Source organism: Georgenia soli (assembly GCF_002563695.1).
GTDB classification, from domain to species: domain Bacteria; phylum Actinomycetota; class Actinomycetes; order Actinomycetales; family Actinomycetaceae; genus Georgenia; species Georgenia soli.
The window spans coordinates 291334-305491 of sequence record NZ_PDJI01000004.1; the positions used below are offsets into that span (position 1 = coordinate 291334).

The following is a 14158-nucleotide window of genomic DNA, read 5'->3' on the forward strand; positions in this document are numbered from 1 at the left end:
GCCCGTCGAGTCTAGGCGCGTCAGACCCGCGTCAGCGTCTCCGGATCCTCGCTACCGCCGAAGTACCGGTCGAGCACCCGGCGGAACACCGGCTCCTCCGGTGCGGCGCGCCCGAACAGCGTCATCGAGGAACGGAGCTTGGTGGCGTCGATCCCGCCGAGCAGTGCGTCGGCGCTCGGTGCCCCGGACGCGGCCACCACCTCGGCGCACTCCCGCAGCCGCGGCCCGAGAACGGGGTGCGCGAGGTAGGCGCGCGCCTCCTCCAGGGAGGAGATGGCGTACCGCTGAGACATCGGGCTGTGCCCCAGGCCGGCGACCTGGGGGAAGACGAACCACATCCAGTGACTGGTCTTCCGGCCGCGGCGGAGCTCGGCGAGCGCGGCGTCGTAGGTTCCGCCGTCGTCCTGGGCGGTGACGAAGCGTTCCAGCCCGAACCGGTCCTCCATGGCCATCTCCTCTCTCGGTGCCTGAACGCTCTCAGTGCCCGAATGCCTCCTCCAGCCACCAGGATGGCTGGTCGCCGCGGACCTTGGCGTCGATCAGGAGCGGGGTGCTGCGGGGGCCCGCGAGCCAGTCCTGCACACCGGTGAGGTCGGCGAGGCTCCGTACGGTCACCGACGTGAACCCGTACCCGCGTCCGACGGCGGCGATGTCGGTGGACGGGAAGGTGACGGTGTCCATCGGCTCGCCGGAGCCGGCGAAGTGGTGCACCTCGGCACCGTAGGCGTCGTCGTTGTAGACCAGCACCACCATCGGCAGGCCCAGCCGGCGGACGGTGTCCAGCTCGGCGGCGCCCATGAGGGCCCCGCCGTCGCCGAGCGCGGCGACGGGGAGCCGGTCCGGGCGTGCGAGCGCAGCACCGACGGCGGTGGCCAGGCCCAGCCCGATGGACTGGAAGGCCTGGGTGAAGCAGAAGCCCTGCTCGTCGGGGACGGAAAGGTACATGCTCGGGTAGCCCATGAAGTTGCCCGAGTCCACGGCCACGACGCGCTCGGCGGGCAGGAGGTCGTCGAGGGCCGCCGTCAGGACCCGCGGGTCGATGCGCTCCCCCGCTTCCCCGGGCTGCGCAACGCGGGTCTCCTCCCCGCCGTCACCCTCCTCCACGGGGACGTCCCGCCACCTGCCCTCGGTGGCCAGTCGTCGGCGGACCTCCTCCGTGCGGTAGCCCACGGCGCCGCCCGGGCCGACCTCGCCGGCGATTCCCTTCCCGAGGGCGGCCAGCACCGCCTCCGCCGTCGTCCTCACGTCACCCAGCACGCCGAGGTCGACGGCGCGGTGGCGGCCGAGGGCCTCGGCCGTGTCGTCGACCTGCACCACGACGGCGCTCTCCCCGAGCAGCCGGCCGTGCCGCAGGGTCCACATGTTCAGCGCACAGCCCCAGCCGACGACGAGATCGGCGCCTCGGACGAGGTCGGCGGCTGCGGGGGTCGAGAAGCCGCCGGAGACGTCGAGCGACCAGGCGTCGTCGTGGAAGAGCCCCTTGGCGACGGCGGACGTGGCGAGGAGGCCCCCGCACCGCGCCGCGAGGGCGGCGACGGCGTCCCTCGCGCGTGCCGACCGGGCGCCGCGACCGGCCACGAAGACGGGCCGGCGGGCGGTCCGCAGGACGTCCGCGAACCGGGCCACGGCCTCGCGGTCCGGCGCCCGGGGTGCGGGCGCGTCGGGCAGACGGACCGGCTGGTGCGCCGTCGTCTCCTCGTCCTGGACGTCGAGCGGGAGGTTGAGGACGACGGTGCGGCGGCCGTGGACCGCGGTGGCGACGGCCGCGACCGTCTCCGCCACGGCGGTCGCGGCCGAGGTGACGCGCGCCGGGACCGCACCGACGGCGCGGGCGAGGGCGTCCTGGTCGACGGCGAAGTTCGACGTCGGCGAGGTCGCCTCTGGTGCCAGCACGACCAGCGGGGTCCGGCTCTTGGCCGCCTCCGCGATGCCCGTCATGGCGTTCGTCAGACCGCAGCCCTGGTGGACGCTCAACGCCGCGGGGCTCCCGGAGGTGCGGGCGTACGCGTCGGCCATGGTGGCGGCGCCGCCCTCGTGCCGGGCGGCGACGAACCGTGCGCCCGCGGCCACCATGGCGTTGGTGACGTGGAAGTTGCCGGAGCCGACGACGCCGAACACGTGGTCCACGCCGAGCTGGACGAGGGCCGCGCCGACCGCCTCGCTGACCCGCACGTCAGTCCTCGACGAGGGCCAGCACGCGGGCGGGCGATCCGGACCCGCCGACGATCTTGAGCGGGGCGGCGAGGATGACGGCGCCGGTGGGCGGGAGCTGGTCGAGGTTCTGCAGCTGGGCGAGCCCGAACTTGCCGTTGCCGAGCAGGTAGGAGTGGCACGGGAAGGCGGGCTCGAAGGAGTGGGCGGCGCCGGCGTCGGTGCCGACCGTCTCGACGCCGATGCCCTGCAGCGGCGACTCCTCCGCCACCCAGCGGGCGGCCTCCGCGGACAGCCCGGGGCTCGTCGGGCCGGTCTCGGTGTTGTTGATCATCTCCTCCTGCGTCACGCGTGCCGACCAGCCGGTCCGGCACAGCAGCCACCCGCCGGCCGGCAGCTCCCCGTGCTCGGCGACGAACTTCTCGATGTCGCTCACCTCGATGAGGAAGTTCGGGTCCTCGGCGACCCGGTCGGTGACGTCCAGGACGACGGCGGGCGCGAGCAGTGCCGTCGGCGGCACCTGGTCGATGTTCTCCCCCTCGGCGCCGGTGACCCAGTGGCTGGGCGCGTCGAAGTGGGTGCCGGTGTGCTCGCCGGTGCGGAAGTTGTTCCAGTACCAGGCCGGGCCGCGGTCGTCGTAGCGGGAGATCTCCTCCAGCTGGAACTGGGCCGTCTGCCCGAACTGCTCGGGCAGCTCGAGGAGCGGGGTCTCGTCGGAGAGCGGGGCGGTGAGGTCGACGACGCGCACCGCCCCGGAGGACAGCGCGGTGACGAGATCGGTGAGGACTGGCATGTCGGCTCCATCGAGGCGGCGTTGGTGGTGGCGGCAGTGTGATCGGGAACATAGCGGAACTGCGGCGGAGCGGGGGCGACGGTCTCGGAACGCCAGGAGCCCCGACCGAACGAGTCGGTCGGGGCTCCTGCTGTTGCCGAGCACTCCCGTCTTCCGACGCACGGTCGCGCCGGTCAGCGGTGACGCCGCGCAGAGACGGCGACTGGGCGATCAGGCGACGCAGCCGCCGATGGCGATCTGCCCATCGATCATGGCGATCTGATTCTGAACATCACCCAGCTGTGCCTGCAGATTGAGGACCAGGGCCCTCGCATCCTTGATGGCGTCGTTGTTCCGCTTCTTCGCGCTCTCCAGGTCGCGCAGCTTCACCTGGGCGTCAACAACCTGCTTGTCCAGGCTGTTCAGCTCCGTCTGGAGCTCCGTCAGCAGGGCTTCTTCGGCCGTGATCTGGCCGTCGAGGTCCTTGAGCTGGCTCAGCAGTGGGGCGATGCGGGTCTGGAGGTCGAGGATCTCCTGCTCCTTCCCAGTGATCTGGTCGTTGAGCTGCCCCATCTGGGTCTGGAGGCCGTCGACGGTCCGCGCGAGGCCGGCAACCTCGATCTTCTTGCTAGCCACGGCGGCATCGGCCTCCTGGAGCGCACGCTCGGCGTCGGCCAGATCCCGCCGGGCGTCGGAGAGCACGCTCTGCCGCTCCCCCACTGCCCGCTGCGCCGTGTCGAGCGCCGACTCCTGCTCACCGAGCGTGATACGCAGGTCGCCCAGCTGTGCCTTCTTGGCGGTGATCTCGGCCTCCGCCACCTCCAGGTCCGCGACGAGCGAGGGCAGCGCCGCCTCCAGCCGGGCGATCTCATCCTCCTGGGCGCCCACGGCGGCGTTGGTGCTGTCGACGGCAGCCTGGAGTACGGGCAGCTGTGCCTGGATCGCCGCGACCGTCTCGGTCTGCGACTGGACCTCGGCGTCGGCCTCCGTGACCGCCGTGCGCAGGGCGGGAAGCTGCGCCTGCAGTTCCGCGAGCTCGGCCGACGTGGCGATGACCGCCTCGCCGGCCGCGTCCGCGGCATCCTGGAGGGCCTTCAGCTGCACCTGCAGCTGGCTGCTCTCTGCCTGCTTGCTGGCGAGCCGCCTGTTGAGGTCAGTGATCTGGGCCTGCAGTTTCGTCAGATCACCGTTCAGACCAGCAATCTGCGCAGTCTTGTCGCTGATCTGGCCGTTCACGCTCGCGAGCTCGGCCTGCTTCGCGTCACGCAGGGCCTCCAACTCCTGCTTCTCCTTACCCTGGGACTTCGGAGGGAACTTACTGATGCGATCGTTGAGGTCTGCGATCTCCTTCTCGAGCGCTGCCTTCTGACTCTCAAGCGCCTTGAGTTCCGCCTGCGCCGTGGCGAGCTCCGCGGCCTTGCTCGACATCTGCGCCTCGATCTCGGCCAGCGAGCTGTTGAGGCCACCGATCTGCGCCTGGACCGCGTCAAGCTCGCCCTGCTTGGCGACGACCGCGGCGGCGGCTGCCGCCGCGTCCTGCTGGAGACCGGCGAGCTCGGCCTTCGCCGCGTCGACCTGTCCCTCCTTGGCCGCCAGCGCGGCGGAAGCGGCGGTCGCGGCCTCCTTCCGCGAGGTCAGCTCGGCCTGCGCGGAGGTCAGCTCGTCCTGCTTCTCGGCGAGCGCTGATGAGGCCGCGTCTGCCGCTGCTTCCAGACGGGCGAGCTCGTCCTTGGCGTCGGCGATCTCGGACCGCTTGGCGGCCAGTACTTCCGCCGCGGTCTGACCGTCCGCCTCGAGCTGCGTCAGCTCGCCCTCGGCGGCGGCGATCGCGGCGCGGGTCGCCTCCACCGCGGCCTGGGCCTCCGCCTCATCGTCCTGAGCGGCTCTCAGCGCCGCCTCGGCGTCGGTGACCGCGATGCTCTTCGCCGCCATCTCCTCGGCCGCATCGGCGGCCGCGTCCTGCGACGTCGCGAGCTCGCGCTGCGCCGCCTCCAGCGCTGCCTCGGCCGAGGCAATCATTGCGTCGAGATCGGTCTTCTCGGCCTGGAGCTCCTGCAGGGCCATCTCGGCAGATTCGAGCTCTTCCTGGAGTGGGGCAAGCTCCGCGTCGACGTCCTGACGCTCACCTTCCAGATCCGCCAGATTCTTCTTGGCGGAGTCGATGCCACTCTGCACCTTGAGCTGCTGCGCCTTGAGGTTCGCAAGCTCGGTCCCGGTCGCCTCGATCTCGGCGTCGATCGACGCCTCCTCCGCCTCCAGGTCGGCGATCTTCTTGTTGAGGCCCGCAATCTCGGACTCGAGGCCGCCGGCCTTCGTCTCGAGGCCGGCCTTCTCAGCCTGGAGCTGCGCGATCAGGTCGGCGTTCTTCTTCGCGGCGTTCCTCAGCAGGTTGGCCTGCACCGAGCCGCGGTGCGCCAGCTGGTTCACCACGCCGTTGCAGACGCCGGGGGTTCCGGCCGGCGGGGCGGCGACGGCCTGCGTTGGCAGGCCGACGCTGAGCAGGCCGAGGGCCAGCCCGGGCACCAGCAGCGATCCGGTGAACCGACGGCGGGTGGACTTCTTCGTGTTCTGGGGGTTCAACGCAACTCCTCGTCGAAAGCGTCATGGGGGGCCCCGGAGATCCCGGGGACTGACGTGCCGCGGCATCCGTGTGCGGTGCGGGCGTCCAATGGCGCGCGCCCGTCGATGCGTGCTGGGGAAGGACCGGGGTGTCGCGGCGAGCAGCCCCCGAGCCTGCTGGTGTCCGTACCCGCCTAGGCGGCTCCGACGCAGCGCGCGGGCGGTCTGCTCGGACGCACGGGACGGCGGGCCGCCGGGTCCGGCAGAGGTGTCGCCGTCGGAAGCGAGCGGTCAGGCATGCGCACGGCCAATGTGAACGGTCCCCCGGTGCCTCGTGCCTTCGACAGACCCCGGCGGGGGCCCCCGGCGGGATCCGCCTCCAGGCGCCGTCCCGCAGGGACAAGCACACCGTCTGCGAACCCCGCCGCGAGCAAAAATGGACGGATGAGGACCGGATGAAACCTGGAGGAGGAGGGAGGGTGAGGCAGGGTGGCCCCGCGACCGAGGAACGCCGACTGTTGCCGCGGTCCGGACGGAGGCGGCACGCTGGAGCCACAGCACTGCCGCCCCACCCGGCACCGTCTGCACCGACCGAGGAGCGACACCATGCCCCGACCCGTGCACTTCGAGATCCACGCGTCCGACGTCGCCCGCGCCCGGGCTTTTTACGGCGCGGTGTTCGGCTGGTCCTTCGAGGACTGGAGCGACTTCGCCGGCACCCCGTACTTCGGCGTGCTGACCGGCGAGGACGAGCCCGGCATCAACGGCGCGATCATGCAGCGCCAGGGCGACTCCCCCGCGCCCGGCGCGCCGGTGGTCGGCGCGGTGCTCACGGTGGGCGTCGAGGACTTCGACGCCACCCACGACGCCGTCGAGCAGGCGGGCGGAACGGTCGTGCGGGCCAAGCAGGCGCTCCCTGGGATGGCCTGGCAGGGGTACTACCTCGACACCGAGGGCAACGTCTTCGGCATTCACCAGCCCGACGAGCAGGCAAGGTAGCCGGCGCAGTGAGCAGCTGACCGACCCGGCAGCCGAGCCGCAGACCGCGTCGACCTATTTCTTGACGAGGCTGCGCTCGACGATCTCCACGATGTACGGGGCGACCACCGTCTGCGACACGCGGAGGTCCGCCAGGAAGGTGCCCTGAGCTCCTGCTGCGAGCCACTCCTCCACGGCGCGGAGGTCCTCGAGCCGGTCGACCCTGGCGCCAGCGGCGCCCATCCCGCGCGCGACGGTGGCGAAGTCGACCTCGTCGATCAGCATCGCCGTGCGGTCCAGCCCCCGGGAGCCGTACTGGTGGATCTCGGCGCCGTAGGCGGCGTCGTTGAACACGAGCACCAGGGCGCTCCGGGCCGTCCGCACGAGTGTGTCGAGGTCGGCGAGCCCCATGAGGCCGCCCCCGTCACCGGTGACCATGACGGTGAGCGCGTCCGGCCTCGCCACCGCTACCCCGGGTGCCGACGGGAAGCCGAGGCCGATGGCCTGGAACGCCGTGCCGACGAGCGTGATCGAGTCCGCCGAGGGCAGGTCGAGGTACGTGTTCGCCCAGCCGATGAAGTGCCCCCCGTCGGAGACCACGACCCGGTTCGCGGGCAGGAGGGTGTTGAGGCGACCCATGACGGACCGGGGGTCGAGGCGCCCGTCCGCGGCGACGCCGTCGCCCTCCGGTCGGGCGTGCTGCAGGCGGCTGTCACTCGCGTGGGCGGCCGCCCCGCCCCACGGCCGTGCCGGGGGCTCGTGCCCCTCCAGGACGCGCAGCAGCTCGAGCACGGCGACCCGGGAGTCACCGCGGAGGTGGCGGTCGACCCGCGGGTTGGTGGGAGCGGCGGAGACGTCGATCTGCACGACGTGCGCGTCCGGGCCGAAGGCGGAGCCGAACGAGGTGGTGAACTGGTTGAGGCCGGCCCCGACCGCCAGGACGACGTCGGCGTGGCGGACGAGGTCCGCGGACGGTTCGGAGGCGAACCCTCCGCACACGCCGAGGTCGTAGGGCCGGCCGGCGAACAGTCCGCGCGCGGGCGCGCTCGTGACCGTCAGGGCCCCGAGCTGGTCGGCCAGCCTGCGCACCTCCGACGCGGCGCCCTTGGCGCCGCGACCGGCCAGGATCAGGGGGCGCTCGGCCGCGGAGAGGAGGCGCGCCGCCTCCTCGACCGCCTCCTGCGCCGGCGACGGCGGCGTCGGCAGCGCAGGCAGCGCCGGAACGGCGTCGTCGTCGGCAGGAACGTTCCCGAGGTCGTACGGAAGCGCGACAACGACGGGGACCCTGTGGGCCAGAGCGTGGAAGGCGGCCTCGACGACGGTGCGGCCCGGCGCGGCGCGATCCACGACGAAGGTCGGGACGCCGACGGCGGCCGCTAGCCCGGGCTGGTCCACGTCCCACGGCCGGGGCCCGGTGGTGGGAGCGTCGCCGACGACGAGGACGAGGGGCGTCTCTGCCTTCGCGGCCTCCGCGAGGGAGGTGATGGTGTTGGTGTAGCCCGGACCGTACGTCGTCGTCGCGACCGCCAGGCGTCCGGAGACCCGGTGGTAGGCGTCCGCCGAGGCGACCGTCGCGGCCTCGTGACGCAGCGCAGTCACCCGGACCGACGTCCGCCCCAGGGCGTCCAGCAGGTACGCGTTGCCGTTGCCCATGATCGCGAACACGTCGTCGGTGAGTGAGGCGACGGCGACGGCGACGACTTCGGAGACGGTGCTCATGACGTGGGGCTGACCTTTCATGGTGCGAGGAGCGGGAGCCCGTCGGACCGGTCGACGACGTCCGGCCCTGGTTCCCTCCCTCGGGAATGAGCGACTCTGCGGCGCATCGTATACGGCATTCCCGACGGTCCGTGACGGCCCGGGCACGGCGTGCCGCCCGACGACGACAGGCGGGTCGTGGAGCGCTCCACGACCCGCCCGTCCGCGTCGGCAACCGTCAGAACGGGTTGGGCGTCAGCGTGTACTTGGTCTGGAGGTACTCGTGGATGCCCTCCGCACCGCCCTCGCGGCCCAGACCCGACATCTTCCAGCCGCCGAACGGGGCCGCGGCGTTGGAGACGACGCCGATGTTCAGGCCCATCATCCCCGTCTCCAGGCGCTCGATCATGCGCTGACCGCGGGCCAGGTTCTCCGTGTAGACGTAGGAGACCAGGCCGTACTCGGTGTCGTTGGCGATGCGCACCGCCTCGTCCTCGGTGTCGAACGGGACGATCGCCAGCACGGGCCCGAAGATCTCCTCGCGCAGGATCTCGCTGCCCGGGCGCACGTCGGCGAGCACGGTGGGCGCGTAGAAGGTACCGGGCCGCTCGATCGCGCTGCCGCCGGTGTGGACGGTCGCGCCGCGCTGGACGGCGTCACCCACGAGCGCGGCGGCCTTCTCGACCGCGCCTTCGTTGATGAGCGGCCCGATCGTCACGCCCTCCTCCGTGCCCCGGCCCACGGTGAAGCCCTTCACGCGCTCGGTGACCCGGCGCGCGAACTCCTCGGCGACGTCGCGGTGGACGATGAACCGGTTCGCGGCGGTGCAGGCCTGGCCGATGTTCCGGAACTTCGCCGCGATCGCCCCCTCGACCGCCTTGTCCAGGTCGGCGTCGTCGAAGACGACGAACGGCGCGTTGCCGCCGAGCTCCATCGACGTCCGCAGCACCCCCTGGGCGGCCTGCTCCAGCAGGCGCTGGCCCACCGGCGTCGAGCCGGTGAAGGAGAGCTTGCGCAGCCGCGGGTCGCGGATGATCGGCTCGGAGACCTTCCCCGACGTCGAGGTGGTGAAGACGTTCACCACACCGCCCGGGAGCCCGGCCTCCTCGAGCAGCTTGACGAAGTACAGCGTCGTCAGCGGCGTCAGCTCGGCGGGCTTGATGACGACCGTGCACCCGGCCGCCAGCGCCGGGGCGATCTTGCGGGTGGCCATCGCGAGCGGGAAGTTCCACGGCGTGATGAGGAAGCACGGCCCGACGGGGTGCTGGGAGACGACCATCCGGCCGGTGCCCTCGGGGTTGGGCCCGTACCGGCCCTGGACGCGGGTGGCCTCCTCGCTGAACCAGCGCACGAACTCGCCGCCGTAGGCAACCTCGCCGCGCGCCTCGGCGAGCGGCTTGCCCATCTCGATCGTCATGAGGAGGGCGAACTCCTCCTTGCGCTCCTGGAGCAGGTCGAACGCGCGGCGCAGGATCTCCGCACGCTCGCGCGCCGGTGTCGCGGCCCAGGCGGGGAACGCCGCGTCGGCGGCGTCCAGCGCGGCGAGACCGTCGGCGGGCGAGGCGTCCGCGATCGTCCTGACGAGGTCACCGGTGGCGGGGTCGTAGACGTTGAGCGTCCGCCCGCCCTCGGCGTCGCGCCACTGCCCGCCGATGTACAGCTGGTCGGGCACGCTCGCGAGCAGCTCGGCCTCGTGGTTGTGGCTCATGGAACTCCTTTGTCGTCCGGGATGCCGTGGCACCCATCATTCAGGTCGGGAACGACCCGCCGCCACGCCGTCCATGTCCGCCGTCACGAAGGGCGGACGTGGACGGCCGCGGGCCGGCCCCGCGGAGCGCGGCCTCAGGCCACCGGCTGGCGGTCGGTCACGAGAAGGTGCTGACGGAAGAACGCCGCGAGTTCGTCCGTGGCGCCGAGCGGCAGGACGGCGGCGACGTACTGGTCGGGACGGACGACGACGACGCAGCCGTTCCGGTCGATGCCGCGCAGGTCGAAGATGTCCTCGTCGGGGTGCGCGGCGAACACCTTGTCGTAGTTGACGAGCTCGAACGGCCCGGTACGGGGCAGGAAGATCTCGGGCACCCGGGAGATGTCGACGTCGACGTGCTTCTGCTGGTAGACGACCTTCACGTCGAGGACGCTGTCACGCGGCTCACCGTCAGGGGTGTGGGCGAGGACCGGGGACTCTGCCGAGCTGGCCATCCACTCCGCCCACTCGGTCAGCGCGGACGCCTGGCCCGGGGCGGCGCCGTCGGCGAACGCGTAGACGCGCCACCGGCCGTCGGCCCGGTGCTGGTGGCCCAGGTGCAACGGGTTGGCGTCGCAGACCCGCACGACCGGGACCGACTTGAACCGCTTCCCGATCGGGAACCCGGTGGCGAGCTCCTGGTGGGTCGCCTCGCCCACGATCATCGACGGCTCGTACTGCGTCATGAAACCGGCGGGGAACTCGGCGGTGCGGACGTAGAAGTCGGCGAGCTCGGCGGGGTCCGTGAACTCCTCCGGCTTCTTCGCCATGAGGGTCGACCACTCCCGGTCGAAGTCGATGAGGTTCTGGGCGATGACCTGACGCTCGGCGGAGTAGGTGGCCAGCAGGCTCTCGGGGCTGCGGCCCGTCAGCACGTACCCGAGCTTCCAGCCCAGGTTGAAGCCGTCCTGCATCGAGACGTTCATGCCCTGGCCGGCCTTGGCGCTGTGGGTGTGGCAGGCGTCGCCGGCGATGAAGACGCGGGGCGTGCGCGTGCCGATCTCGTCCAGGGGGACGTCGTCGAACCGGTCGGTCACCCGGTGGCCGACCTCGTAGACGCTGTGCCAGGCGACGTGGCGCACGTCGAGCGTGTAGGGGTGCAGGATCTCGTTCGCCCTGGCGATGATCTCCTCGATCGTCGTCCGCCGGATCGCGCCCTTGTCCTCGGGCGAGACGACGCCGAGATCGACGTACATGCGGAACAGGTGCCCGCCCTCGCGCGGGATGTGCAGGATGCTCCCGCCGGTGTGCGACTGGATGGCGCACTTGGTGCGGATGTCGGGGAAGTCGGTCACGGCGAGCACGTCCATGACGCCCCAGGCGTGGAACGCCTGGTCGCCCTGCGGCCTGCAGCCGATGGAGTCGCGGACGCGGCTGTGCGCGCCGTCGGCGCCGAGGACGTACTTCGCCCGCACGACCTTCTCCTGGCCCACCTGCTCGCCGGCGGTGCGGACGAGGTGGGCGGTGACCGGGTACTCCTCCCCCTGCGTGACCTCCAGGCGAACGAACTCGTACCCGTAGTCCGGCTTGATCCGGCCGGGCGAGTTGGCCGCGAACTCCGCGAAGTAGTCGAGGACACGCGCCTGGTTGACGATGAGGTGCGGGAACTCGCTGATCCCGGTCGGGTCGTCGACCGGCCGCTCCCCGCGCACGATGCGCGACGGGTCCTCCGGGTCGGGCCGCCAGAAGGCCATCTCGGTGATCCGGTACGCCTCCTCGATGATCCGCCCGGCGAACCCGAACGCCTGGAACGTCTCGACGCTCCGCGCCTGGATGCCGTCCGCCTGCCCGATCTCGAGCCGGCTGGCCCGGCGCTCGACGATGCGGGCGCTGACGTCGGGGAACTGCGAGAGCTGGGCGGCGGCGATCATCCCCGCCGGCCCGGTGCCGACGATGAGGACGTCGACCTCGTCAGGCAACTCCTCGGGACGGTCGAGGCCGATCCCTGCGGCGGGCTCGACCCGCGGATCGCCGGAGACATAGCCGTAGTGGTGAAACTGCTGCATCGCGATTTCCCTCCTCGGACATCACTGTCGAGGTACTTGTCGGGGCCGACCGCGTGTTCTACTTTCGAACACGCGGTTCTACTATTGAACGGAACGTATACGATGACGTACGCCACACGCAAGGGCCCAGACGGAGCAACCATCCGTGCCCGCGACACCTCGGGGAGAACAGTGACCGACCGGAAGCAGGCACCGTGACCGCCGCCAGGGCCGCCGGGAACGCCCCCGCCTCGCAGACGCTGAGTCGCGGGATCCGCATCCTCGAGGTGCTCGCCGACGCGCGTGAGCCACTGACCATCGACGGCATCGCCGACCACCTCGGCGTCCACCGCTCGATCGCCTACCGCCTCCTGCGCACGCTCGAGGACCACGGCCTCGTGGGCAGGGACCCGTCCGGCCGGGTCGCCCTCGGTGCACGGATGGCCGCCCTGGCGGCAGGCGTCGCGCACGACCTCCAGGCAGAGGCGCTGCCCGAGCTCACCGCCGTCGCCAACGAGCTCGGCATGACCTGCTTCCTCGCCGTCCTGGACCGGGACGAGTGCGTGACCCTCTCGAGCGTCGAGCCTCGGCACGCGGTCGCCTCGGTCGCGCAGCGCCCGGGCACACGCCACCCCGTCACCGTGGGGGCACCGGGCAAGGCGATCCTGGCGGCGCTCCCCCGTCCCGAGTGGCCCGCCGGGATCTCGGCACGCCTGGAGCAGGAGGCGGTGGCCGCCGCGGCCCGGGGATTCGCCGAGAGCAGCGACGAGGTCATCCCGAGCGTGCGGTCCGTGGCGGTGCCCCTGGGGCTGCGCGGCCGCGAACCGGCGGCGATCGCCGTCGTCTACGTCGCCACCGACCACGAACCGCCTGCGATCGCGGCGCGGCTGGCGGCGAGTGCCGCGTCGGTCCGGGGCGCCCTCGGCGGCTGAGGGGCACGCGTCACGCCCGAGCCGCCAGCCGTGCGCGGCGGCCGTGCACGGCGTGGTAGTGCCCGGCGGAGACGATGACGAGGGCGGCCACCGTCAGGTACATGACCCGGTGGTCGGCGGCGCCGATGACCAGCCCGAGCGCGAGCGGCCCCAGCCCGGTCCCCGCGTCGAGGAAGAGGTAGTAGGTCGACACGGCGAGGCCGACCCGCTCGCCGTCGGCGATCCGGACCGCGGCCGCCTGCGCGGCCGGCATGAGGGTGCCGAAGCCGAGGCCGGCGAGCACGCCGGCGACCATCAGGGCCGCCGTGCTCCCCGCCTGCGACAGCACCACCATCCCCGCGGCGTACACGGCGAGGGCCGGGTACAGGACCGCGTTGTCCCCGTGGCGGTCCTGGACACGCCCGGCGAACGTCCGGGCGGCCAGGACGGCGACCGCCTGGACGAGGAAGAAGGCCCCGGCGGCGCCGGCCAGGCCCAGGGCCTCGGCGTAGGGGTGGACGTAGGTGATGATCGCGGCGTTGGCCACGCCGACGAGCAGCATGAACGTGGCGACGGGCAGGACGTGCGGGTGCACCAGCTCGCGAAGGAGGGGCCGGGCGTCCCGGCGGCGCGGCCCCGGGGCGCCCTCGCTCATGAGCACCGCCATCGCCCAGGCCGACGCCGAGACGGCCGCGCACGCGAGGAAGAGGACGTCGTAGTCCCACCTGCCGACGAGCCAGAGGGCGAGCAGCGGACCGACCCCGCCGGCCACCGGCACCCCGAGCGTGAAGTACCCCGTGCCCTCGCCGCGGCGCCCGGGCGGGATCGCGGACTGCGCCAGCGTGGTCACGGCCGTGTGACCGACGCCGTAGGCGGCCCCGTGCACGAACCGGACGGCGAGCAGGAGCCCGAGACCGTCCGCGGGCAGGTAGACGAGCGACATGACCACGAAGACCAGGAGGCTGGCGAGCAGGGTGCGACGGGGGCCGGCGGTCTCGACGAGCCGACCGCCGACGAGCCGCGCGCCCACGGCACCGACGATGTACATGCTCGACGCCAGGCCGGCCGCGGTGGCGGAGGCACCGAACTGCTCGGTCGCGTAGACCGCCATCGTGGTCATGAGCAGGTAGAAGATCGTCATGACCAGGGCGTTGACCGCGGTCGCCAGAGCGAACTGGCGCGTCCACAGCCGCTCGGCCGGCCCGCTCGACATTGTCTGCGTCATCGCGCTCCTCTCACTCGCACCCGCGGACGCTCGCGCCGTCGGACGGCCGCTGGTCGCCCCGCCGACGCGCCGCCCGCCCGGCACCCGCGGAGGGCGCCGGGCCGGGCGGTGGTGCGGGCGGCCAGGAGTCGG

The 14158-nt window shown here is 72.3% G+C and carries 10 protein-coding genes; 2 read left to right on the top strand and 8 right to left on the bottom strand.

The annotated features are described in order from the left end of the window. Positions 1-20: 20 nt before the first annotated feature. The 4 genes from ATJ97_RS02745 to ATJ97_RS02760 all read right to left on the bottom strand — a co-directional run bounded on the left by ATJ97_RS02745 (position 21) and on the right by ATJ97_RS02760 (position 5503). A complete protein-coding gene (locus ATJ97_RS02745) occupies positions 21-446 on the bottom strand; it encodes a DUF1810 domain-containing protein (protein WP_098482432.1) in 426 nt (141 codons plus the stop codon). 31 nt (positions 447-477) lie between these two features. Next, positions 478-2172: a thiamine pyrophosphate-binding protein gene (locus ATJ97_RS02750; RefSeq protein WP_098482433.1), complete on the bottom strand. Its 1695-nt coding sequence runs from the start codon at positions 2170-2172 to the stop codon at positions 478-480. Between the two features lies 1 nt (position 2173). After that, positions 2174-2944, bottom strand: a complete 771-nt coding sequence (locus ATJ97_RS02755; protein ID WP_098482434.1) for a cyclase family protein — start codon at positions 2942-2944, stop codon at positions 2174-2176. 210 nt (positions 2945-3154) lie between these two features. Continuing rightward, on the bottom strand, positions 3155-5503 hold the full coding sequence (locus ATJ97_RS02760) for a coiled-coil domain-containing protein (protein ID WP_098482435.1): 2349 nt from the start codon (positions 5501-5503) through the stop codon (positions 3155-3157). A 585-nt stretch (positions 5504-6088) separates the two neighbouring features. On the opposite strand from ATJ97_RS02760, the gene ATJ97_RS02765 reads away from it, so the two are divergent. After that, positions 6089-6481 carry a VOC family protein gene (locus ATJ97_RS02765; RefSeq protein WP_098482436.1) on the top strand — a complete coding sequence of 131 codons (393 nt, stop codon included), beginning with the start codon at positions 6089-6091 and terminating at the stop codon, positions 6479-6481. Between the two features lie 54 nt (positions 6482-6535). Here ATJ97_RS02765 and ATJ97_RS02770 read toward each other — a convergent pair whose 3' ends face one another. The 3 genes from ATJ97_RS02770 to ATJ97_RS02780 all read right to left on the bottom strand — a co-directional run bounded on the left by ATJ97_RS02770 (position 6536) and on the right by ATJ97_RS02780 (position 11911). Continuing rightward, a complete protein-coding gene (locus ATJ97_RS02770) occupies positions 6536-8179 on the bottom strand; it encodes a thiamine pyrophosphate-binding protein (RefSeq protein ID WP_098482437.1) in 1644 nt (547 codons plus the stop codon). A gap of 217 nt (positions 8180-8396) precedes the next feature. Then, the gene (locus tag ATJ97_RS02775) at positions 8397-9866 is read right to left on the bottom strand and encodes an NAD-dependent succinate-semialdehyde dehydrogenase (protein WP_098482438.1); all 1470 of its coding nucleotides are present in this window, start codon (positions 9864-9866) and stop codon (positions 8397-8399) included. Positions 9867-10000: 134 nt separating this feature from the next. Then, on the bottom strand, positions 10001-11911 hold the full coding sequence (locus ATJ97_RS02780) for an FAD-binding monooxygenase (protein WP_098482439.1): 1911 nt from the start codon (positions 11909-11911) through the stop codon (positions 10001-10003). A gap of 194 nt (positions 11912-12105) precedes the next feature. Between ATJ97_RS02780 and ATJ97_RS02785 the strand changes: the two genes are divergently transcribed. Further along, positions 12106-12822: an IclR family transcriptional regulator gene (locus ATJ97_RS02785; protein WP_098482440.1), complete on the top strand. Its 717-nt coding sequence runs from the start codon at positions 12106-12108 to the stop codon at positions 12820-12822. Positions 12823-12832: 10 nt separating this feature from the next. Here ATJ97_RS02785 and ATJ97_RS02790 read toward each other — a convergent pair whose 3' ends face one another. Continuing rightward, positions 12833-14026: an MFS transporter gene (locus ATJ97_RS02790; protein WP_098482441.1), complete on the bottom strand. Its 1194-nt coding sequence runs from the start codon at positions 14024-14026 to the stop codon at positions 12833-12835. Between the last annotated feature and the right edge of the window lie 132 nt (positions 14027-14158).

Coding starts and splice junctions, on each gene's coding strand:
- ATJ97_RS02745 (WP_098482432.1), bottom strand. CDS start 446: ATGGAGGACCGGTTCGGGCTGGAACGCTTCGTCACCGCCCAGGACGAC.
- ATJ97_RS02755 (WP_098482434.1), bottom strand. CDS start 2,944: ATGCCAGTCCTCACCGATCTCGTCACCGCGCTGTCCTCCGGGGCGGTG.
- ATJ97_RS02765 (WP_098482436.1), top strand. CDS start 6,089: ATGCCCCGACCCGTGCACTTCGAGATCCACGCGTCCGACGTCGCCCGC.
- ATJ97_RS02770 (WP_098482437.1), bottom strand. CDS start 8,179: ATGAGCACCGTCTCCGAAGTCGTCGCCGTCGCCGTCGCCTCACTCACC.
- ATJ97_RS02775 (WP_098482438.1), bottom strand. CDS start 9,866: ATGAGCCACAACCACGAGGCCGAGCTGCTCGCGAGCGTGCCCGACCAG.
- ATJ97_RS02780 (WP_098482439.1), bottom strand. CDS start 11,911: ATGCAGCAGTTTCACCACTACGGCTATGTCTCCGGCGATCCGCGGGTC.
- ATJ97_RS02790 (WP_098482441.1), bottom strand. CDS start 14,026: ATGACGCAGACAATGTCGAGCGGGCCGGCCGAGCGGCTGTGGACGCGC.